General features: G+C 72.0%; 18 protein-coding genes. 12 read left to right on the top strand and 6 right to left on the bottom strand.

Features of this window, described 5'->3' with window-relative positions:
* Positions 1 to 5 precede the first annotated feature (5 nt).
* Positions 6 to 569, bottom strand: coding sequence for a DUF3515 domain-containing protein (locus LWF15_RS26185; protein WP_232813592.1), 564 nt, complete (start codon positions 567 to 569; stop codon positions 6 to 8).
* Between the two features lie 4 nt (positions 570 to 573).
* On the bottom strand, positions 574 to 807 hold the full coding sequence (locus tag LWF15_RS26180) for an Lrp/AsnC family transcriptional regulator (RefSeq protein WP_232813600.1): 234 nt from the start codon (positions 805 to 807) through the stop codon (positions 574 to 576).
* 141 nt (positions 808 to 948) lie between these two features.
* On the opposite strand from LWF15_RS26180, the gene LWF15_RS26175 reads away from it, so the two are divergent.
* Positions 949 to 1,974: a thiamine-phosphate kinase gene (locus LWF15_RS26175; RefSeq protein ID WP_232813591.1), complete on the top strand. Its 1,026-nt coding sequence runs from the start codon at positions 949 to 951 to the stop codon at positions 1,972 to 1,974.
* Positions 1,975 to 2,545: 571 nt separating this feature from the next.
* On the opposite strand, the gene rpmB is transcribed toward LWF15_RS26175, so the two are convergent.
* Positions 2,546 to 2,731: a 50S ribosomal protein L28 gene (rpmB, locus tag LWF15_RS26170; RefSeq protein ID WP_231445270.1), complete on the bottom strand. Its 186-nt coding sequence runs from the start codon at positions 2,729 to 2,731 to the stop codon at positions 2,546 to 2,548.
* Positions 2,732 to 3,041: 310 nt separating this feature from the next.
* On the opposite strand from rpmB, the gene LWF15_RS26165 reads away from it, so the two are divergent.
* The 9 genes from LWF15_RS26165 (at position 3,042) to LWF15_RS26125 (ending at position 12,854) form a co-directional block, all read left to right on the top strand.
* On the top strand, positions 3,042 to 5,225 hold the full coding sequence (locus tag LWF15_RS26165) for a DAK2 domain-containing protein (RefSeq protein ID WP_232813590.1): 2,184 nt from the start codon (positions 3,042 to 3,044) through the stop codon (positions 5,223 to 5,225).
* Positions 5,226 to 5,252: 27 nt separating this feature from the next.
* The gene (recG, locus tag LWF15_RS26160; RefSeq protein WP_232813589.1) at positions 5,253 to 7,508 is read left to right on the top strand and encodes an ATP-dependent DNA helicase RecG; all 2,256 of its coding nucleotides are present in this window, start codon (positions 5,253 to 5,255) and stop codon (positions 7,506 to 7,508) included.
* Between the two features lie 61 nt (positions 7,509 to 7,569).
* Positions 7,570 to 8,181 (top strand): 16S rRNA (guanine(966)-N(2))-methyltransferase RsmD, encoded by a 612-nt coding sequence (gene rsmD / locus LWF15_RS26155; RefSeq protein ID WP_232813588.1) that lies wholly within the window; start codon positions 7,570 to 7,572, stop codon positions 8,179 to 8,181.
* A gap of 357 nt (positions 8,182 to 8,538) precedes the next feature.
* Positions 8,539 to 9,069 (top strand): pantetheine-phosphate adenylyltransferase, encoded by a 531-nt coding sequence (gene coaD / locus LWF15_RS26150; RefSeq protein ID WP_232813587.1) that lies wholly within the window; start codon positions 8,539 to 8,541, stop codon positions 9,067 to 9,069.
* A gap of 84 nt (positions 9,070 to 9,153) precedes the next feature.
* Entirely contained in the window at positions 9,154 to 10,062 is a 909-nt protein-coding gene (locus LWF15_RS26145) for an ATP synthase subunit B family protein (protein WP_232813586.1), read from the top strand.
* A gap of 193 nt (positions 10,063 to 10,255) precedes the next feature.
* Positions 10,256 to 10,789, top strand: a complete 534-nt coding sequence (locus LWF15_RS26140) for a YceD family protein (protein ID WP_232813585.1) — start codon at positions 10,256 to 10,258, stop codon at positions 10,787 to 10,789.
* A 2-nt stretch (positions 10,790 to 10,791) separates the two neighbouring features.
* Positions 10,792 to 10,995, top strand: a complete 204-nt coding sequence (rpmF, locus tag LWF15_RS26135; RefSeq protein WP_052533759.1) for a 50S ribosomal protein L32 — start codon at positions 10,792 to 10,794, stop codon at positions 10,993 to 10,995.
* 77 nt (positions 10,996 to 11,072) lie between these two features.
* Positions 11,073 to 11,870 carry a ribonuclease III gene (gene rnc, locus LWF15_RS26130; protein ID WP_232813584.1) on the top strand — a complete coding sequence of 266 codons (798 nt, stop codon included), beginning with the start codon at positions 11,073 to 11,075 and terminating at the stop codon, positions 11,868 to 11,870.
* A gap of 3 nt (positions 11,871 to 11,873) precedes the next feature.
* Positions 11,874 to 12,854 (top strand): Fpg/Nei family DNA glycosylase, encoded by a 981-nt coding sequence (locus tag LWF15_RS26125; protein WP_232813583.1) that lies wholly within the window; start codon positions 11,874 to 11,876, stop codon positions 12,852 to 12,854.
* Here LWF15_RS26125 and LWF15_RS26120 read toward each other — a convergent pair.
* On the bottom strand, positions 12,851 to 13,561 hold the full coding sequence (locus LWF15_RS26120; RefSeq protein WP_232813582.1) for a winged helix-turn-helix domain-containing protein: 711 nt from the start codon (positions 13,559 to 13,561) through the stop codon (positions 12,851 to 12,853). The genes LWF15_RS26125 and LWF15_RS26120 overlap by 4 nt on opposite strands.
* Positions 13,562 to 13,780: 219 nt before the next feature.
* On the opposite strand from LWF15_RS26120, the gene LWF15_RS26115 reads away from it, so the two are divergent.
* Entirely contained in the window at positions 13,781 to 14,740 is a 960-nt protein-coding gene (locus LWF15_RS26115; RefSeq protein WP_232813581.1) for a sulfotransferase family protein, read from the top strand.
* A 51-nt stretch (positions 14,741 to 14,791) separates the two neighbouring features.
* Here the strand turns inward: LWF15_RS26115 and LWF15_RS37810 are convergent, their stop codons facing one another.
* The gene (locus tag LWF15_RS37810) at positions 14,792 to 15,844 is read right to left on the bottom strand and encodes an FUSC family protein (protein ID WP_232813580.1); all 1,053 of its coding nucleotides are present in this window, start codon (positions 15,842 to 15,844) and stop codon (positions 14,792 to 14,794) included.
* A 41-nt stretch (positions 15,845 to 15,885) separates the two neighbouring features.
* Positions 15,886 to 16,830, bottom strand: a complete 945-nt coding sequence (locus LWF15_RS26105; RefSeq protein ID WP_232813579.1) for a hypothetical protein — start codon at positions 16,828 to 16,830, stop codon at positions 15,886 to 15,888.
* Between the two features lie 155 nt (positions 16,831 to 16,985).
* Here LWF15_RS26105 and smc point away from each other — a divergent pair, with 155 nt between their 5' ends.
* On the top strand, positions 16,986 to 20,861 hold the full coding sequence (gene smc, locus LWF15_RS26100) for a chromosome segregation protein SMC (RefSeq protein WP_232813578.1): 3,876 nt from the start codon (positions 16,986 to 16,988) through the stop codon (positions 20,859 to 20,861).
* Positions 20,862 to 21,179 lie beyond the last annotated feature (318 nt).

Here is a 21,179-nt window from a genome sequence, read left to right as displayed (position 1 = left end):
TTTGTTCAGCTGGGTGAGGCGCTGGGGACTGTGTCGGCCAGGTCGTAGCAGCGGCGCTCGGTCTGTTCCAGGGGGGCCACCGCATCGTTCAGCTCGACCAGGGCGCTGGGGGCCTGGGTGCGGTCCACCGAGACGGGAACGGTCACCGTCACGGCCGGATCGCGGCCGTAGGTGAGGAAGGTGTAGCCCTCGGCGTTCTCCCGGAAGACCCAGGAGACGTCGTTGACCTCGATGCACTCGTCCGTGGTGGGCCCGGTCGGGGCCACTCCGCAGTTGAGCAGGATCGGGTCGTCCTCCGCGCCCCAGGCGGCGACGTTGGAGGGGTGTCCGGCACCGGTGACGCGGTTCTTGGAGAGCACCGTCCCGGGCAGCCGGCCGATCAGGTCGGTGCACTCGGGGCTGCTCGCGTCCGGGCCCTGGGTCACGGCGGCGGCCTGGGGCGAGGCGTCCTCGCCGGCCGAACCGGAGCCGCAGCCGGCCAGCGCACCCAGTGCCACCGGGACAGCGATCAGGGCCCGGCACCGAGGCCGGACCCTGAGCAGCCCACTGTCACCGAGGAGCTGGCGCATCAGCTCACAACTTCACGACGGTGCAGGTGAGCGTGCGGGTGATGCCCTTCACGTCCTGGATCTTGGCGATCACGCCCTGGCCCAGCTCGTCGACGGAGGGGGCCTCGATCCGGGCGATGATGTCGTAGGGACCGGTGACGTCCTCGGCCAAGGTCACACCCGGGATCTGGGCGATCTCGGTGACGATCGACGTCGACCGTCCGACCTCGGTCTGGATCAAGATGTAAGCCTGCACCACCACGTGTTTCTCCTGTCCGAACTGCCTGAGGGTCTCCAGAGGCTCCACGGTGCGGGCCGACCCAGACATTGGGCGGTCACGCTACCGTGTCGGTCCGCGGACGCAGCAGTGGGTTGGCCGGATCGTGGCTGAAGATTGGTGATGAAATTGGGCACGTCCGGGGAGCAACCGGTCGATTCCGATCCGACGGTCGGCACGCTGGGTGAGGATCCCCTCGTTGCCGGGGTGATCGGCCGCTACCCGTCGGCGCCCTGGCTGACGGTCGGCCCGGGTGACGACGCAGCCGTTCTGGACCTGTCCGGACGCTTCCCGGGGTCGCTGATCGCGTGCACCGACACGATCGTCGAGGGACAGGACTTCCGGCGCGACTGGTCGACAGCCCGTGACATCGGTATCAAGATCGCGGCGCAGAACTTCGCGGACGTGGCGGCCATGGGTGGCAGGCCTCACACCCTGCTGGTGAGCCTGACCACTCCCGCAGATGTTCCCGCCGCGTGGGCCAACGAGCTGGCCGACGGACTGGCCGCCGAGTGCTCCCGGGCAGGTGCGGTGGTCGCCGGGGGAGACGTCTCGGCCGGCTCAGAGATCGTGATCGTGGGGACGGCGCTGGGCACCTTGGTCACACCCCGCGCGGTTCTGCGCTCGGGAGCCTCGGTGGGAGACGTGGTCGCGGTGACCGGTGGCAGTGGGCGTTCCGCCGCCGGCTGGGCCCTGCTGCGAGCCGGGCAGGGAACCGCCGCTGACCCGGTCCTGGCCGCCCTGCTCAGCGAGCACCGCGCCCCCGTGCCGCCCTACCCCGCCGGGGTGGAGGCCGCGCTGGCGGGGGCCAGCGCCATGATCGACACCAGCGACGGCCTGGTCCGCGACGCCCTCCGCATCGCCACCTCCTCGCAGGTGGTGCTCGACCTGTCGCCTTCCGCCCTGCTGCCCTCGGCCGACCTCCTGCACGCCGCCTCGGAGCTGGGACTGACGCCGGCGGACGCCCAGGAATGGGTACTCACCGGGGGAGAGGATCACGCCCTCCTGGCCTGCTTCCCCCCGGATGCTCAGATTCCGGCCGCGTTCAGCGTGATCGGTGAGGTAAGGGCTGCGTCAGAGGTGGAGGCGGGCGTCTGGCTGGGCGGTGAGCCGTTCACCGGCGAAGGCGGCTGGCGGCACTGGGCCTAAGGGGTGGAGGCTGGGCCGGCCTGGGATACACGGTCGTGCCCGGCACTACCCGAACCGTCATGCCCTAGGCCGCAACCGGCCGCATGTCCTGGGCCGCAACCGGCCGCATGTCCTGGGCCGCAACCGGCCGCATGTCCTGGGCCGCAACCGGCCGCATGTCCTGGGCCGCAACCGGCCGCCACGCCCGGGGCCACTCCGGTCGCCCTGCCCCTGGGCCACAACTGGCCGCCACGCCCCGGACCGCCACCCACCAGCACGTCCTCGGCCGCCATCGACCAGCGTTGGCTACGGGAACGAGCCCTTCGCGCGGTGAGTGTCTGTAGCTGAGGGTGATCGCAGGGGATGGAGGGAGTTTCTCGAGAGAACACTTGGACGCCCAAGTGTTCTCTCGAGAAACTCCCTCTCCTCCCTACGGGTGCTCAGGGTGATCTGAGCTGGACGCATGGTGAGGTCCTTGGCTCCATCGGGTTCTCTGAGCCCGTTGGGTGCGACCGGCATCCTTCGGGCCGGGCAAAACGACGACCGCCGGGAGGCCCGAAGGCTCCCGGCGGTCGTGACGTTCAGTGGCGGGTCAGCGGCTGACCTTGCCCGCCTTCAGGCAGGAGGTGCAGACGTTGATGCGCTGCGGCGTACCGCCGATGGTGGTACGGACGCGCTGGATGTTCGGGTTCCAGCGACGCTTCGTACGGCGGTGCGAGTGCGAGACGCTGAAGCCGAAGCCCGGCCCCTTCTGGCAAACGTCGCAGTTGGCGGCCACGTTGATCTCCTGAGATATCGAACTGATGCTTGGTTGCGGGCGGTCGGATCTGCTGGCCCGGGTTATGCCGGGGGCAGCCGCAGGCAGCGATGACCTACCACGCTCGATGAGCAGAGTAGCCGAACGAGAAGCCCCAGCCCAAACCGGAGCCTACCGAGCCGGGGCCGGCCGGCGTCCCGGGGGTGACGAAGCCGGGCAGACTGTGTCGAGAGCGGGTGAACGCCACATGAATGGCAGGTGTGGCTGGGCGGCGGATACTGTCCGCGGAGGATGGCTGACCTGCCGGTCCCACGGGTGAGGGAGGAATGCGGTGCTGAGCGTTCTCGACCCACCGGCGGCGCGGCGTTGGGCGATGGCCGCGCTGGCGGCGCTCGCCGATGCCCGCGAGGAGATCGACGCCCTCAACGTCTTCCCGGTGCCGGACGGCGACACCGGCACCAACCTGTACCTGACCCTCGAGGCGGCGGTGGCCTCGGCGCAGACCCTCCCGGCCGACGCGCCGGTCGCGGCGGTGGCCGACGCCTTCGCCCGCGGAGCCCTGCTGGGTGCCCGGGGCAACTCCGGCGTCATCGGGGCGCAGCTGCTGCGGGGGTGGGCGCAGGTGCTCGCCGAGAACACCGAACTCACGGCCCAGACCGCGGTCGAGTGCTTCCGCCGGGCCGACGAGCAGGCCTGGAAGGCCGTGCACCATCCGGTCGAGGGCACCATCCTGTCGGTCAGCCGGGCGGCGGCCCAGGCCGCCCAGGCGGCTGCCGGGTCCGAGTTCGGGGCCGACCTGGAGGCCGTGGTCAGTGCGGCGGCCGAGGCGGCGCAGCTGGCGTTGGCCTACACCCCCGTTCAGCTGCCCGAGCTGGCTGCCGCCGGAGTGGTCGATGCGGGCGGGCGCGGGCTGGTCGTGCTGCTCGATGCGCTGGCCGAGGTCGTGCTCGCCGATCACACCCACCATCGGCCGAACCGGCGCCGCCGTCGTCCGGCCAACCTGCCGGCGCTCGACTTCGCCTCCTGCCACGGGGTCACGGCGGTCGCTCCGCTCACTCCGGCGGTAGGGGTGCCGGTGCTGGCCGGTCAGTCCTGGGGTGGGCCAGCCATGTCGGCTCGGGCTGGGCACTCAGGTCAGGCAGGGCATGCCGCGCGGGCGGGGCATCCGGTTCCGGCCGGGGAGCAGGTTCAGTCGGCGCACTCGGTGCAGCCGGGCCATCCGGTGCTAGCAGCTCACCAGATGCAGCCAATGCCACTTGCCCAGCCGGCGCACACGGTCCCGGCGGTGCCTGCCGGCGCCGGAGCAGGACGGCGGCACACGCGCGGCCGGGGGAGCGGGCGCGAGGGCTGGGCTGCGGTCTCCGAACCTAAAGACGCCGGTGCCAGGGTCGGGCGAACCGCCCACCGTCAGTCGGTGGCCGGCGAAGGAGCCGCGACCGAAGCGCTGTCACAGCCGCTCGACGCGCTCACCGTTGCGCTACCCGACCCCCTGCCCGGGCCGCCGATCGCGACCGAGAGGCGCGCCGTCCCCCAGCCCCTGGGGGGCCGGGAGGTACCCCCGGTCCTCAAGCCCGAAAGCCCGGCCGCAGACCTCTACGAGCTGATGTTCCTGCTGGACACCGACCCGCAGGACGGCGACGCGCGGGTGGACGAGCTGCGCGAGCGCCTGGACCGGTTGGGCGACTCGCTGGTCATCGTCGGCGGCCCCGACCTGTGGCAGGTCCACGTGCACGTGGCCGACGCCGGGGCCGCGGTCGAGTCCGCGATCGCCGCCGGCCGTCCCCGGCAGATCCGGATCACCCATCTGGCCGCCCAGGCCACCGCGGGCGCGGCCCGGCCGCCGCACCGCACTCGCTCCACCGGTCTGGTCGCCTGCGCGGCCGGACCCGGCCTGGCCGAGTTGTTCGAGAGCACCGGGGCCACCGTCGTGGCCGGCGGTCCCGGGCGCCGTCCTTCCACCGCCGCCATCCTCGCTGCCATCCACCGCACCCGGGCCACCGACGTGGCGGTCCTGCCCAACGACGCCGACACCCTCAGCGTCGCCCGGATCGCCGCGGCCTCGGCCCGGGCCGAGGGGGTACGGGTCACCGTGATCCCCACCCGGGCCCAGGTGCAGGGGCTCGCCGCGGCCGCCGTGCACGATCGGGAGCGGCGCTTCGACGACGACGTGGTGTCGATGTCGGCCGCGGCCGGCGCGGCCCGCGACGGCGCGGTGACGGTGGCCGGGCGGAATGGACTCACCAGCGCGGGGGAGTGCAGGATCGGGGACGCGCTGGGCGTGCTCGACGGTGACTTCGTGGTGATCGGCCAGGACCTGGCCGCCGTCGCGGTCGAGGTGCTGGACCGGCTGCTGGCCTCGGGCGGGGAGCTGGTCACCATCGTTGTCGGTGCCGGCGGGCATGATGCCCTTGCGCGCACGGTTGCGGCGCACGCCCGTGGTCTCGGCCGGGGCCTGGAGGTGAACGTCGTCGACGGCGGTCAGCCCCGGTACCCGCTGCTGATCGGGGTGGAGTAGACACACGCGGACAGGGGTGAGCACGCGATGGCGACGGCCGGGCCGACCGAATCGATGCCGGAACGACTCAGAGAACCTCTGGTCAAGGTGCTGGGTGCGCGTACCGCCAACGCGCTGGCCCGCGAGCTGGGTCTGGAGACGGTGGGCGACCTGCTGCGCCACTACCCGCGGCGCTACATGGAACTGGGCGAGCTCACCCCGATCGACTCGCTGCCCGAGGACGAGCCGGTCAGCCTGGTCGCCGAGGTCAAGAAGGTCGACGTGCGGGAGATGAAGACCCGGCGCGGCAAGATCATGAACGTGGTGGTGACCGACGGCCACGGCATGCTCGACCTGACCTTCTTCAACAACGTGCACAAGCCGCAGAAAGAGCTGAAGGTCGGCCGGCGGGCCCTGTTCAGCGGCAAGGTCTCGCGGTACCGGGACGGCAAGCAGCTCGCCCAGCCGATGTACGAGCTGCTCGACGAGGAGACCGGCAACGACGAGGCGAAGCTGCAGGAGCGGCTGGAGATGCCGCTGCCGATCTACCCGGCCACCGGCCGGTTCCCCTCGAACAAGATCCGTGACTCGCTGCGGCCGATCCTCGACACCCTGCCGGCGCACCTGCCCGATCCGGTCCCGGCCAAGGTCCGGATGAAGCTCGGCCTGATCGACCTGACCTCCGCGCTGCGCCAGATCCACCGTCCGGGCGACCGGGCCCAGCTGGCCGCGGCCCAGCGGCGGCTGAAGTTCGAGGAGGCCTTCATCCTGCAGTCGCTGCTGGTCTGGCGGAAGGCGGTCGACCGGCGCCAGCAGGCCACCCCGCGGCCCTACGTGTCCGGCGGCTTCCTCGACGCGCTCGACGAGCGGCTGCCGTTCGAGCTCACCGAGGGCCAGAAGAAGGTGGGCGAGGAGATCGCCGCCGACCTGGGCCAGGAGTACCCGATGCACCGGCTGCTGCAGGGTGAGGTGGGCTCGGGCAAGACGCTGGTGGCGCTGCGGGCGATGGCCCGGGTGGTCGACTCCGGCGGTCAGGCCGCGCTGCTGGCCCCCACCGAGGTGCTGGCCATGCAGCACCACCGCTCGATGACCGCGATGCTCGGCGACCTGGCCGGGGGCGGTCTGCTCGGCGGGCACGAGCGCGGCACCCGGGTCACCCTGCTCACCGGCTCGATGAACACCGCGGCCCGGCGGAAGGCGCTGCTCGAGGCGGCCTCCGGCGAGGCCGGCATCGTGGTCGGCACGCACGCCCTGATCCAGGAGACGGTGCAGTTCTCCGACCTGGGCCTGGTGGTGGTCGACGAGCAGCACCGGTTCGGGGTGGAGCAGCGGGACGCGTTGCGGCGCAAGGGCGAGAACACCCCGCACCTGCTGGTGATGACGGCCACGCCGATCCCGCGCACGGTGGCCATGACGGTGTTCGGCGACCTGGAGACCTCGGTGCTCGACCAGCTCCCGGCCGGGCGCAGCGAGATCGTCACCCACGTGGTGCCGGCCCGCGACGAGCGCTGGCTCACCCGGACCTGGCAGCGGGTCGCCGAGGAGTGCCGGGCCGGGCACCAGGCCTACGTGGTCTGTGCGCGGATCGGCTCCGACGAGGTGGAGGAGGAGTTCGTCGCCGAGGAGGGGCTGCACGTCGTCTCCGACGCCGAGGCGGCCACGTTCGACCTGAAGCTGGGCGAGGAGCGGCGCCCGGCCGCCGCCGTGCTCGACGTGCTGGCCGCGCTGCGGGTGCAGCCCGAGCTCGACGGCCTGGTGATCGAGATGCTGCACGGCCGCATGCCCGCCGACGAGCGGGAAGAGGTGATGCGCCGCTTCGCCGCCAACGAGATCCACGTGCTGGTCGCCACCACGGTGATCGAGGTCGGGGTGGACGTGCCGAACGCCACCGCGATGGTGATCACCGACGCCGACCGCTTCGGCGTCTCGCAGCTGCACCAGCTGCGCGGCCGGGTCGGCCGGGGCCGGGCACCGGGCATCTGCCTGCTGCTCACCGACGCCGGGGCGGGGGTCTCACGCGAGCGGCTGCAGGCGGTGGCGAGCACGCGGGACGGCTTCGAGCTGGCCCGCATCGACCTGGAGACCCGGCGGGAGGGCGACGTGCTCGGCTCCCGGCAGTCCGGGGTCGGCAGCTCGCTGAAACTCCTGCGGGTGCTGCGCGACGAGAAGGTGATCGCGGTGGCCCGGGAAGAGGCGACCCTGCTTCTGGACGAGGACGTGCGGCTGCGCGGGTATCCCGAGTTGATCGAGGCGTTGCGTCCGTGGGTCGGTTCCGACCGGGCCGCCTTCCTGGACAAGGGGTGAGGCGCCGCGTGAGCGGGACCCGCCCTGCGTCCGTCCAGTCCTTACAACCTCAGGAAGACGCATGACCCGCATCATCTCCGGCTCGGCCGGCGGCCGGCGCCTGCTCGCGCCCAAGGGCGACGCCACCCGCCCCACCAGCGACCGGGTGCGCGAGGCGCTGTTCGGGGCACTGGAGGCCCGCGGTCTGATCGAGGGCGCCCGGGTGCTCGACCTGTTCTGCGGGTCGGGGGCGCTGGGGCTGGAGGCGATGAGCCGGGGTGCGGCCTCGGCGGTGCTGGTCGACGCGGGCCGCCCGGCGGTCGAGGCGGCCCGCACGAACGTGGCCACGCTCAAGTTCACGCAGGCCTCGGTGGTGCTCTCGCCCGTGCAGAAGTTCCTCGAGAGTCGGTCGGTGACGCCGGTCGACCTGGTGCTCGCCGATCCGCCGTACCCCCTGGACGAGGCCGGACTCGGGGCGATGCTCACCTCGCTGGCCGAGCGGGGGTGGCTGGCTCAGGAAGCCACGGTGGTGCTGGAGCGCAGCGGCCGCTCGCCCGAGCCGGAGTGGCCCAAGGGCATGTTCCGCGAGGCGCTGCGACGCTACGGCGAGACCGCGGTGTGGCAGGCGGTGTGGGATCCGGAGACCGGGCCGGGGCATGAGTCTGGTGGTGGAGGGGGCCCGGTGGCCGAGTGAATCCGGCCGGGTGAATCCGGCCGGGTGATGTGGGGGCCTGACGTGCGGGCGTGACAGGAGGCCGGGGGGTGAGTGCGGTGAGGTGAGTCCGGCGGCGGGAGCCGGCAGCGGCGTGAGTTGGGCGGTGGAGGCGGCCCGGTGGTCGAGTGAATCCGGCCGGGTGATGCGGGGGCCTGACGTGCGGGCGTGACGGGAGGCCGGTGAAGTGGGTCCGACGCTGGCGTGAACCGGGTGGCGGCGTGAACCGGGTGGCGGCGTGAGATGGGTGGCGGCGTGAGATGGGTGGCGGCGTGAACCGGGTGGCGGCGTGAACCGGGCCGCAGTTGAGCGGCGGGCCGACCGGCTACCGTCACTCCTGTGACTCGTCTGACTCGCCGCTGCGTGTGCCCCGGCAGTTTCGATCCGGTGACCAACGGGCACCTCGACGTCATCCGCCGGGCCGGGGTCCTCTTCGACGAGGTGATCGTGGCGGTGGCGGGCAACCCGGCCAAGCGGTCCATGTTCACCGTGGCCGAGCGGGTCGAGCTGATCCGGCAGAGCCTGGACGGGATCACCAACGTGACGGTGGCCACGGTCGAGGGTGGTCTGCTGGTCGACTTCTGCCGCCAGGTCGGCGCCGGGGCGATCGTCAAGGGCCTGCGGGGCGGCACCGACTTCGCCTACGAACTGCCGATGGCCCTGATGAACCGGCACCTCAGCGAGGTCGAGACGGTCTTTCTGCCCGGTGAGCCCAGGTTCGAGCACGTTTCGAGTAGTTTGATCAAGGAAGTCGCCGCGCACGGGGGCGACGTGTCCGGTCTTGTCCCGGAGCATGTCCTGGCGCGCCTCCTGGCACGAGTCGGACGGGTTGGTCAGACTGAAAACGGTCAGCCCGATGCGGCCGGTTAAGCACTTCGCGTAACCCTACGGTTACTCTGAGTTAATTAGCCACTTCCTCCCGCATCGGACCGAAGCGGTGGAGGGAGGTCATCGGTGAGTCTTCGCCGAACCTTGGACGCAATGGGCGCGATGGTGGAGCGGGCTTCGTCGGTGCCCCTCTCGGCGTCCTGCATGGTCAACCGCGCCGAGATGCTGGCCCTGGTGGAACGGGCCCGCGCCGAGCTGCCGGTGGAGCTCGACCAGGCGGCCGAGCTGCTGGTCGCGCACCAGGAGGTGATCTCCCGGGCCGAGACCGAGGCGGAGCAGCTGCTGGCCCAGGCGCAGGCCGACGCCGAGCGGATGATCATGGAGACGGCGCTGGTGGCCAGTGCCCGGGCGCGCTCGGAGCAGATCCTCGACGCCGCCCGCGCGGAGGCCGCCCGCCTGCTGCGCGAGTGTGACCTGTACTGCGACAACCGGCTCGCTGCGCTGGAGGACGACCTGCACCGCACGCTCGGGCAGGTGCGCCGCGGGCGGGACCGGCTGCGCGACCGGAGCGAGCTGGACTACCTCGACCCGCTGCCGGACGAGGCCGATCCGGAGGGCCGCGACGTGCAGGCCGAGTACGAGCAGGCCGTGGAGCGCGAGCCCGAGGAGGAGCAGTGGCGCCCGGCGCGCTCCCGGGACGAGGCCTACGACCAGTACGAACAGGTCGCCGTGGCCTCCGAGGACGCGTACGACCAGGAACGCGAGAACCAGGCCGAGGTCGACCGGGCCGGGGCACCGGGCGGGGCCCAGGGGCCGGCACCGGACGAGCCGGAACCGGCCGTCCCCGAAGGTGACACCCCCGACACTGCCGGTGCCGATCTCACTGGCCCACCCGCGTCCTCAGGTAGTTCCGAAGAGAACCCGCAACCGCGCGTCCCGGCCGGTATCGGTACTGGTCTGGCCACCGGCCCGGAGAGACGGGTGCTCGACCTGACCGCGATCGAGCGCGCCGCCGAGCGTTCCGGTTTGGGATAAGGCCACGACCTGAAGTAGCCTTGCGAGCTGGTCTTACTGTGTCGGCCCGGTCGGGTGCGCGGTACCTCCTCCCGGAGGTCCCACCACCCAGGGCCGGACGCGTCCGTTCTGTGCTTGTAAGGAGTGCACCATTCGTCTGAACGCCCGATCGCCCTACGTTCTCGACACCCGGGAACTCGGCCGGCGCCCGGGCATGATGCGAAAGGTCAAGCGGACCGTCCCGGCCCCGGCCGAGCTCGGCACCGAGGTGATCGGCGTCCCAGAGGGCTCCGACGTCGAGCTGGATCTCCGGCTCGAGGCGGTGATGGAGGGTGTGCTGGTCAGCGGCACGGTCTCGGCCACGGCGGTGGGTGAGTGCATCCGCTGCCTGGACGAGGTCCGGCTGGAACTGGAGGTCCGGATCGGGGAGCTGTACAGCTACCCCGAGAACCGGGTCGCCGAGGACCAGGACGAGGACCGGCAGGAACTCGAGGACGAGATGATCGACCTCGAGCCCGCCCTGCGCGACGCGGTGGTTTCCGAACTGCCGTTCCAGCCGGTCTGCCGGGAAGACTGCCCAGGTCTGTGCTCCGAGTGCGGGGCGCGGCTGGCAGACGACCCGGGCCACAGTCACGAGGTGACCGACCCCCGGTGGTCGGCGCTCCAGGGCATCCTGACCGATGGGATGCCTCAGGAAGATTCCGGCCCGTCCACGGTGGGCGGCCCGGACGAAACGAAGGAGAGCTAGGCGTGGCCGTTCCGAAGCGGAAGATGTCCCGCAGCAACACGCGGTCCCGCCGGGCGCAGTGGAAGGCGACGCCGACGGCGCTCACCGCCACGACGTCGGGTGGCACCACCACCTACTCCCGGCCGCACCAGGCGCGCGTCGTCACCGACTCCGCCGGCACCCCGCTGTACCTCGAGTACAAGGGTCGCAAGGTCAAGGACCTCTGAGTCTGAGCATGACGGCCGGGCAGGCGTCTGACGAGGGAGCTGTCGTTCCCCCGTCAGGTCAGGAAGCCCACGTAGCTGTGACTGACCCCGACGACGCACTGCCCGACGGCCTGGACGCCGAGGCGCTCGCCAAGCATCTGAAGCTTGTCGAGGTCCTCGGCGTCCAGGTCAGTCATGGCCTGCTGTTCCAGGCGCTGACCCACCGCTCGTACGCGTACGAGAATGGTGGGCTGCCGACCAACGAGCGGCTGGAGTTCCTGGGCGACTCCGTGCTGGGCCTGGTCGTGACCTCGGCCCTGTACCGCCGTCATCCCGACCTGGCCGAGGGGCAGCTGGCCAAGCTGCGCGCCGCGGTGGTCAACATGCGGGCGCTGGCCGGTGTCGGCCGCCGTCTCGACCTGGGCCAGTACCTGATGCTGGGCCGCGGTGAGGAGGCCAGTGGTGGGCGCGACAAGTCGTCCATCCTCGCCGACACCGTGGAGGCCCTGATCGGCGCGGTCTACCTGGAGTCCGGCATGGAGGTGGCGAGCCTGCTCGTGCACCGCCTGGTCGACCCGTTGCTGGCCACCAGCGCGGAACTCGGCGCCGGCCTCGACTGGAAGACCAGCCTGCAGGAGCTCACCGCGATGGAGGGGCTCGGGGTGCCGGAGTACGCGGTCACCGAGGAAGGCCCCGACCACGCCAAGATCTTCCACGCCTCGGCCCTGGTGCAGGGCATCGGGCGGGGCGAGGGCAGTGGGCGCTCCAAGAAGGAGGCCGAGCAGGAGGCTGCCGCCGCCGCGTTCGGCCGGCTCACCGCCGAACGGGCCGAGAAGGCCGCCGCCGAGAAGGCCGACGGGAAGCCGGACGGCGACCCGAAGAACCAGAACGGCTGAGCGGTGCCGGAACTGCCCGAGGTCGAGGTGGTGCGGCGCGGGCTGGCCCGCTGGACGATCGGCGCCACCATCGACGACGTCGAGGTGCTGCACCCGCGCCCGGTGCGCCGGCACGAGGCCGGCATCGACGACTTCGTGGCCCGGCTCAGCGGGGTCACCGTGCTCGACGCGGTGCGCCGCGGCAAGTTCCTCTGGCTGACTCTCGACTCGGGCGAGGCCCTGCTGGCCCATCTCGGGATGAGCGGCCAGTTGCTGCTCGAGGCGCCGGACGCCCCGGACGAGAAGCATCTTCGGGTGCGCCTGGGGATGCGTGGCGGTACCGGGCGGGAGCTGCGGTTCGTCGACCAGCGCATGTTCGGCGGCCTGGCCGTGGTCGAGATGGTCAAGACACCGGACGGTGGGCCGGGTGGTCTGGGCGGGGTGCCGGCCGACGACGGTGAACTGCCGGTCGGGCGGCCGGAAGAACCCGTGGGTGAAGGCCCGGTCGAGGGGGAGTACGCGGCCGAACAGGCGCTGATCCCGGTGCCGGTGGCCCACATCGCCCGCGATGCTCTGGATCCGGTGCTGGACGTGGACCTGCTGGCGGCCCGTCTGCGCCGCCGCGAGACCGGCCTGAAGCGGGCCCTTCTCGACCAGACGCTGATCTCGGGCATCGGCAACATCTACGCCGACGAGGCGCTCTGGCGGGCCCGGCTGCACTACGCGCGGCCCACCGAGACGCTGAACCGGCCCACCCTGAACCGGCTGCTGGCCCACGCCCAGGACGTGATGCGCGAGGCACTGGCCCAGGGCGGCACCAGCTTCGACAGTCTGTACGTCGACGTGAACGGCCAGAGCGGTTACTTCGAGCGGGGTTTGGACGTCTACGGGCGCGAGGGCGAGGCCTGTCACCGATGCGGTGGCCCGGTCCGGCGGGAGAGCTTCATGAACCGCTCGTCGTTCTTCTGCCCCAAGTGCCAGCCCCGGCCCCGCAACGCCCGCTAGTCCAGCCGGTAGCCGTAGCCGCGCAGCGTGACCAGGCGGTCGGCGTGCCGGCCGAGCTTCACCCGCAGCCGCCGCACGTGCACGTCGATGGTGCGGTCGCCGGATATGTAGCCGGTGTGCCACACCGCCCGCATCAGCTCGTCACGGCCCAGGGCCTGACCCCGGTGCCGTTCGAGAAAGGCCAGGAGGTCGAACTCGCGACGGGTGAGCTCGACCGGCTCACCGTCGAGTTCGAGCGTGCGGCGCGTGGTGTCCACGTCGAACGGCTCGCCCGAACCCGGAGCTCGCGGGGTGGCCGCCGGAACCGGGGCCAGCGCGGTGACCGCGGCCGTCTCCTCGTTCGGGGTACCCCAACGCCGTTGGCCCACGAGTGAACTCGCCGACCCGTTGGCCGGGCTGCTCACCGGGGTGCCGGCCGAGCCGGGGGCGGAGACCGGGCGGGTGGGACGGGCCGGCTCGCGCAGTTCGATCTCGACGCTGGTGACCACGTCCGGCGCCACCGCGTGCACCAGATCCTCGACCGCCCGGGCGATCCCGCGCAGGTCGGGGCCCGGCTGGGTGGCGCGGGGGCTCTGCCCGTCGGCGCTCACCTCGCGCCCGCCTCGCCGGCCGTCGGCCGTGGCGCCCGGCACACTGAGCCGCACGACCAGCCCAGCCTGCGGGGAGGGGTCGGCTCGATTGGCATCTGTTCCCGGTGAGGTCAGCATTGAGAAGCTCCGGTCGCGTAGATCAGCAAAGCACCGCCCGCGACGCCTGGAACACCTCCCGGCCGGAGCCCGGCCGGTTGTCATTCGCGGGCGTCGGCCCAGATCAGCTACGAGGTCAATAACTCATGAGATCGAGTGAAGCACTCATTCGGCCGCTCTACAAGTAACTCTATCGGATTGGTCTAGAATTTCTCTGATCCTGACCCCGGAGGCGTTGAGATGGCTCTGCCCGATTTCTTTCTGCTCGGCGCACCGAAGGCCGGCACCACTGCCCTGCACGCCGCGTTGGCGCAGCATCCGCAGCTGTTCCTGTCGGCGGTCAAGGAGCCGAAGTTCTACATGTGCGACGGGCGGCCGCCGCCCCGCTCGCAGCAGCGGGGGCCGGGAGACGCGCACAGCGCGCAGGAGTGGGTGTGGCGGCGCGGTGAGTACGAGGCGCTGTTCGACGTGGCGCCGGCCGGCACGCTCAAGGGCGAGAGCACGCCGTTCTACCTGTACGACCGGCAGGCCCAGCGCCGCATCGCCGCCGACGTGCCGCACGCCAGACTCCTGGTGGTGCTGCGCGACCCGATCGACCGGGCGTACTCCAACTGGATGCACCTGCGCTCGGACGGCCTGGAACCGATCGCCGACTTCGCCGAGGCCTGGGCCGCCGAGGACGAGCGGGTCGCGGCCGGCTGGGCGCCGTTCTGGCACTACCGCCGGCTCGGTCTGTACGGCGAACAACTGCGCGACCTGATCGAACTGTTCGGCCGTGACCAGGTGCACGTGCTGCGTTACCGCGACCTGGTCGAGACGCCCGAGGCGGCGCTGGGCAAGGTCTGCGCCTTCCTCGGGGTCGAGCCGGGCCAGATCGAGCAGCCCGCCCGCGAGAACTCCCGTTCCTACGTGCCTCCCGGCCGCCGCACCGAAGCACTGTCCCGGGTGGTCCGGGCCGGCGCCGCCGCCGGTGCCTACCTACCGCCGCAGGTGTGGCGGCAGGTGAGTGAGCCCCTCCTGCGTTACCTGCAGAAGGGCGGCGCCCGCCGGCCGGTGCTCGACGCGTCGGTGCGGATGCGTCTGGTCGAGGCGTACCGGGAAGACAACGCCCTGCTCAACGAGCTCGCCGGGCAGTCGTTCTCCGACTGGATGGGAACCACGTCGAGGGGGCAGTTCGCCCCTTCGGCGACCGAGAGTTGAGTAGCCCCCACCCACCAAGGCGACTTACGGACGTCCGTGCTCACCGACGTCTTAAATCTGGGCTTTTGGTCGCCGTCGGGTGAGCAGAATGAGGACGACGGCGACGGCCAGCCCCAGCGCGGTTTCGGCCAGGCGGTCGCCGGCGGTGGCGAAGGGGTCGCTCTCCACCGCCAGGTGCTGCATCAGCAGCGCCAGGGGAGTGATCCCGACAACCGCCAGACCGTAGTTGCGGGCCACGAACAGTTCGGCCCAGGTCTGGGCGATCAGGGCTAGGACGAGGGTTGTCACCACCCCTGGGTCGAACGAGAGGATCGCGACGCTCAGGAGCACCCCGGCCAGCGTGCCCCAGATCCGGTGCATGGCACGGGCGATCCGCTGCGTACTGCTCGGCCCGGTCAGCGGGACCACCGCCGAAACCATTGCCCAGTAGGGATGTGCGCCCCCGGCGGTCAGCGCAGTCGCTCCGGCGACCACCGGGGCAGCCGCGTAGACGATCAGATCGCCCCGTACACCTTCGGAGCCGAAGAGCTCGGCCCGGCTGAGCAGTGGCCGGGCCGCGTGCTTCTGCCGTTCGCGCCCGGCCGGGAACAGCTGCCCGGTCTGACCTACGAGCACTGCGAAGACCGCGGCAGCGGCACTCACCCCTACAGCGACCGGCAGCATGTTCCATGACTGGTGATGTGCCGAGCACGCGCTCACGGCGAACACCGGGAAGAGAGCTCCCGGGGGCACCCAATGCCGCCAGCGCGAGACCAGGTACGCAAGGACGCTGGTGACGGCAGTGGCGGTGATGGCCAGCCAGGAGCCGCCGATCGCGCCCGCCAGCACACCGAGAGCGACCGCACCGACCAGGAACAGCCCGGCCTCGGTCTGCATACGCAGGCGCGCGGCGTAGACCGAGTGCCGGCCGTAGAGGCTGTTGAAGGCCCCGAAGCTGGCGAACAAGGTCAGGTCGGCCCGGTCGAGGGCGAGAAGGACGGCCACCGGCGCACCCACCGAGACAACGGCGCGCAGTGCTCCCCAGTGAGCGTGCTCGTGCGGCCGGAGCTCCGTCAGACCCCAGCTGCGCACGATCGACCGCGGGGAAGAGTGAAGCTCTGACACCCGTCCATGGTGCACCCGGCGGCCGTCCTGCGCGGTGGGGGCTACTCCGGCTTGACCAGCTCGGTGCGCAGGTCGTGCGACCCGTCCGGCAGCGCCGCCTCGTAGTACAGGCGTCGTGAACCGTCCGGCAGGTCGACCACGTCGAGGTACCTAAGGGCGTGGTCGCCGTGGGGGGATCGGGCCACCGGCTGCTCACCGATCGCAGCGAACGTGCCCACGCTGGGACCCTGGGCCGGACCCTGGGCCACTCCGGTGCGCTCGAACCAGTTCTCCGCCGAGGTGGCCCGGCCGTCGTAGTAGGCGACCAGCCGATCCCCCTGCGCGGTCACCGCCGTGATCCGCGCTCCACGCGCGTCCCAGGCGCCGGGCCGCCCCCCGATCGCGACCGGGCCGACGTCCCAGGTCAGCCCGTCCTCGCTGGTCGCGAAGCGGGAGTTCATCCGGTCCGTGGCGTCCGGGTCGTCGAGCGGGTGGCAGCACACCCACATCCGCCAGCCGTTCTCGTCGCGGTGCACCACCGGGTCCTTCACCCCGGTCAGCTCGTCGCCGGGCAGGACCATCGTGCGCTTGCCGGTGGGCAGGTCGACCACGTCGGTCGCGTCCAGCGCCTCGATCCACCAGTGCTTGGAGTTGGGCGTGGAGCAGCTCAGGTACAGCCGCCAGCCGCCGTCCCCGGTGGTCAGCAGGGCCGGGCGCTCGAGCGAGGCGGCGCCGAAGATGTCCCGCCCGACCGAGGCCACCGTCTCGAAGTTCACGCCGTCGTCGCTGCGGGCGAGCGTGACCGCCACGCCACGACCGGCGTCCAGCGGGCGGCGGACCCGGTAGGCCAGCCAGAACACCCCGTTCTCGAAGCAGACACTGGGGGCACCGGTCCAGTACCCCGGGCCCGACCCGGGTGCGTCCACACAGACCTGCGAGGCCGGGTGGTCCGGGACGGTGATGCCGGAGAGCGCTTCGGATGAGGTGGAACGAGTGGCCGAGGTCATGGTGGGGCTCTTCCTCCAAGCGGTTTCGCCCTGTTGCGAGCAGCCGAGGTGATGGGCCGGTCCGATCGCGGCCCAGTGTGCCAGCACTGCGGCGGGGTGGTGCGCCACGACGGATACCCTGGGACGTCCGCATCAGCTCAAGGAGAGCGCCGCCCGTGCACCTGAAGACCCTGACCCTGCGCGGGTTCAAGTCGTTCGCCTCCGCCACCACGCTGCGTCTGGAGCCGGGCATCACCTGCGTGGTGGGTCCCAACGGCTCGGGCAAGTCGAACGTGGTCGACGCGCTGAGCTGGGTGATGGGCGAGCAGGGGGCCAAGAGCCTGCGCGGCGGCAAGATGGAGGACGTCATCTTCGCCGGCACCTCCGGCCGCCCCCCGCTGGGTCGCGCCGAGGTGGCCCTGACCATCGACAACACCGACGGCGCGCTGCCGATCGACTACACCGAGGTCACGATCTCGCGCACGATGTTCCGCTCCGGCGGCAGCGAGTACGCGATCAACGGCTCCCCGTGCCGCCTGCTCGACATCCAGGAACTGCTGTCCGACTCCGGCATCGGCCGCGAGATGCACGTGATCGTCGGGCAGGGGCAGCTCGACGCGGTCCTGCACGCCACCCCCGAGGAACGCCGCGCGTTCATCGAGGAGGCGGCCGGGGTGCTCAAGCACCGCAAGCGCAAAGAGAAGGCGATCCGCAAGCTCGACGCCATGCAGGGCAACCTGCAGCGCCTGGCCGACCTGACCACCGAGATCCGGCGTCAGCTGAAACCGCTGGGCCGGCAGGCCGAGGTGGCCCGCAAGGCCCAGGTGGTGCAGGCCGACCTCCGCGACGCCAAGGCCCGGCTGCTGGCCGACGACCTGGTCACGCTGACCGGGCAGATCGCCGCCGAGTTGGCCGACGAGGCCGCGGTGCTGGAACGGCGCTCGGCGGTGGAGCAGGAGCTGACCGACACCCGGGCCCGGCTCTCCGCCCTGGAGCTGGCCACCAGCGCGGCGGCCCCGCAGCTCTCGCACGCCCAGAACGTCTGGTTCCAGCTCTCCTCGCTGCGCGAGCGCACCCGGGGCACCAACAGCCTGGCCGCCGACCGGCTGCGGCTGCTGTCGGAGTCGGCGCCGGACGAGCGGCAGACCGGGCGCGACCCGGAGGACCTGGAGGCCCAGGCCGCGCTCGTGCGCGAGCAGGAGGAGGAGCTGCAGGCCGAGGTCGAGGGCGCCAACGAGCTGATGCTGATGGCCGAGGACCGGCGCCGGGAGGCGGAACGCGCGGCCCGGACCGAGGAGCAGCGGCTGGCCGAGGAGGCCCGGCGGGCGGCCGACCAGCGTGAGCAGTTGGCCCGGCTGGCCGGCAAGGTCGGGGCGCAGCGCAGCACGGTGAACGCGTCGGCCGAGGCGGTCGAGCGGCTCTCGGGCACCATCACCGACGCCGAGCAGCGGGTTTCCGAGGCCGTGGCGGCCGTGGCGGCGCTGGACTCCCAGGTTCCCGACGACGGCGGGGCGGCCCAGGCGCAGGCCGAGCAGGCCGAGGCCCTGCAGGTCGAGGCCGAGCAGGTGGCCGAGCGGATCGCCGCCGACGAGGCCGCGCTGGAGGCGGCGCAGGCCGACCTGACCGCGCTGAACCGGGAGCTCGAGGCACTGCGGCACACCGAGCGCGAGGCGCACGGCGAGCGTAAGGAGTGGGCGGCCCGCCGGGACACGCTGGCTCTGGGGCTGCGGCGTAAGGACGGCGCCGGTGCGGTGCTGGCCGCCGGGGACCGGGTGCCCGGGTTGATCGGTTCGCTCGCGGCGGTGCTGGCTGTGGAAACCGGATTTGAGACGTCGGTGGCGGCGGCCCTGGGGCCGGCCGCCGAGGCGGTGGCGGTGCACGACCTGACCGGAGCCCTGGCCGCGCTGGACTACCTGGCCGCCGAGGACGGGGGCCAGGCGGTGCTGGTCCCGGCCGGCAACGCGGGGCGCACCGGCACGGTGGCCGACGCGGACCCGGCCGGCTGGCCCACCCTGCCGCCCGGCGCCCGCTGGGCCCGGGCCCTGGTGCGCGAGCCGATCGAGCTCACGGCCGCGATCGACCGGCTGCTGCACCGGGTCGCGGTGGTCACCGACCTGCGGGCGGCGGCCGACCTGATCCGGCTCTGGCCCGAGCTGCGGGTGGTCACCACCTCCGGTGAGCTGGTCTCGGCCTCGTTGGTGCGGGGTGGGTCGGCCTCCGCGCCGTCCCCGATCGAGACCCAGGCCGCGGTCGAGCAGGCCGAGGAACGGGTGTCGGCGGCGGCCGAGAAGGCGGAGAACGCCGGGTCGGCGCTGAGCGAGGCCCGCGACCGGCAGACCGAGGTGCAGCAGCGGGTCCGTGATCTTCAGGGGTCGGTCAAGCAGGCCCAGGGCGACCTGCGGCGGGTCGAGGGCCGGCTCAGCGAGCTGGAGGGCCGCCGGGCCCAGGCCGAGGCAAAGCTGGCCGCCGAGCGCGGTCGGCTGGCCGGTACCGCGCGGGCGGCCGAGGCCGAGGTCGAGCGGTTGCGGGGGCAGCGCGAGCGGGCGGTGCAGTCGGCCGAGAGCGCCCGTGAGGCCCTGTTCGAGCTGGAGGCCCAGCTGGAGGCCGCTTCCGAGGCGGCCGCGGCGGCGGACGAGGAGCCGGACACCTCCGAGCGCGACCGGCTGGTCGAGGCCGCCTCGCGGTTGCGGAGCGAGGAGACCGACGCCCGGCTGGCCCTGCGCACCGCCGAGGAGCGGGCCCGGGCGGTGGCCGGTCGTTCCGAGCAGCTGCTGCGCCGGGCCGCGGAGGAGCGGGCGGCCCGGGCCCGGGCGGTGGCCCGGGAGGAGCGCCGGCAGCGCCAGATGCAGATTGCCCGGGCGGTGCTGGCCGGTGGCGAGTACCTGCTCGTGCTGCTGGAGAAGTCGCTGGCCACGGCCGCGCAGGAGCGGCTGCGGCTGGAGGCCGAGCGGGACGCCCGGAACGCCGAGCTGCAGGTGGTGCGCGAGGGGGAGCAGAGGCTGGCGGCGGAGCAGTCCCGGCTGATCGACTCGGCCCACCGCGACGAGGTGGTGCGCACCGAGCAGCGCCTGCGGATCGACGCCCTGCGCCAGCGCAGCGTCGACGAACTGGGCATGGACCCGGACGTGCTGATCGAGGAGTACGGCCCGCACCAGCTGGTGCCGCCGAGCCCACCGGCCCCGGGCGACCCGGAGCCCGAGACCCCGCCCGAGCCGGTGCCCTACCACCGGGCCACCCAGGAGAAGCGGCTGCGCCGGGCCGAGCGCGGGCTCAACCTGCTGGGCACGGTCAACCCGCTGGCCCTGGAGGAGTTCGCGGCGCTGGAGGAACGGCACACGTTCCTGAACAAGCAGCTCGACGACCTGAAGGTCTCCCGGCGCGACCTGCTGCAGATCATCGAGGACGTGGACCGGCGGGTGGAGGAGGTCTTCACCGAGGCCTTCAACGACACCGCCCGCGAGTTCGTCGGGGTGTTCCAGCGGCTCTTCCCCGGCGGCGAGGGCAAGCTGATCCTCACCGACCCCTCGAACATGCTGACCACGGGCCTGGACGTGGAGGCCCGCCCGCCGGGCAAGAAGGTCAAGCGGCTGTCGCTGCTGTCCGGTGGCGAGCGCTCGCTCACCGCCGTCGCCCTGCTGGTCTCGATCTTCAAGGCCCGGCCGAGCCCGTTCTACGTGATGGACGAGGTGGAGGCGGCGCTCGACGACACCAACCTGGGCCGGCTGATCGGGATCTTCCAGGAGCTGCGGGAGTCGTCGCAGCTGATCGTGATCACGCACCAGAAGCGCACCATGGAGGTGGCCGACGCCCTGTACGGCGTCACCATGCGGGGCGACGGGGTGACCACGGTGATCAGTCAGCGGCTGTCGGACGACGGTGATTCGGACTCGGGTTCGGGGCGGCGGCGCCCGCCGGCGAGTGCTTCGGCCGGGGTCGGCGAGGTTGCCGGTGATGCTGGGGAAGCGGGTGTGCACACAGAGTCCGGCGGGACGGCAGACCGGGTGATCGACCTCGATGCGGTGCCCGTGGACCCGGCCTCCGGCAACGGCTGACTCGCCCATGATGCGGGCCTGAGGCGCGCATGACATCGTGAAGGCCTTCGGGTGCATCCCGAGGGCTTTTTCGATTACCCGGCCGAGGGCCGTTTTTCGCTGTGCCCGGGAAACGTGAAGGGTAACGGCCGACCATGGTCAGCAGTTCCCGTTGCGGGCTGGGACTTTTCCGGTAATCGCCGGTGTCGTTCCTGTGACTGCTCCATCGGGGCGAAGCCCGGCCGGATTTCCGGGTGCATCGCCGTGACCAGCGTCATCCTGTGAAAGCCGTTGTCTCGCCGATGCTTTTGCCGGTCAATCACAGGCACGGATTCGGTC

The sequence above is a fragment of the Kineosporia rhizophila genome (assembly GCF_021277265.1).
Taxonomy (GTDB): Bacteria; Actinomycetota; Actinomycetes; order Actinomycetales; family Kineosporiaceae; genus Kineosporia; species Kineosporia rhizophila.
This window is presented reverse-complemented; position numbering and strand designations above follow the sequence as displayed.

Excerpts from the sequence above, each read along its gene's own strand:
- LWF15_RS26185 (WP_232813592.1), bottom strand. The coding sequence starts at position 569 with ATGCGCCAGCTCCTCGGTGACAGTGGGCTGCTCAGGGTCCGGCCTCGG.
- LWF15_RS26175 (WP_232813591.1), top strand. The coding sequence starts at position 949 with ATGAAATTGGGCACGTCCGGGGAGCAACCGGTCGATTCCGATCCGACG.
- recG (WP_232813589.1), top strand. The coding sequence starts at position 5,253 with ATGGCGACGGCCGGGCCGACCGAATCGATGCCGGAACGACTCAGAGAA.
- rsmD (WP_232813588.1), top strand. The coding sequence starts at position 7,570 with ATGACCCGCATCATCTCCGGCTCGGCCGGCGGCCGGCGCCTGCTCGCG.
- LWF15_RS26140 (WP_232813585.1), top strand. The coding sequence starts at position 10,256 with ATGATGCGAAAGGTCAAGCGGACCGTCCCGGCCCCGGCCGAGCTCGGC.
- LWF15_RS26120 (WP_232813582.1), bottom strand. The coding sequence starts at position 13,561 with ATGCTGACCTCACCGGGAACAGATGCCAATCGAGCCGACCCCTCCCCG.
- LWF15_RS26115 (WP_232813581.1), top strand. The coding sequence starts at position 13,781 with ATGGCTCTGCCCGATTTCTTTCTGCTCGGCGCACCGAAGGCCGGCACC.
- LWF15_RS26105 (WP_232813579.1), bottom strand. The coding sequence starts at position 16,830 with ATGACCTCGGCCACTCGTTCCACCTCATCCGAAGCGCTCTCCGGCATC.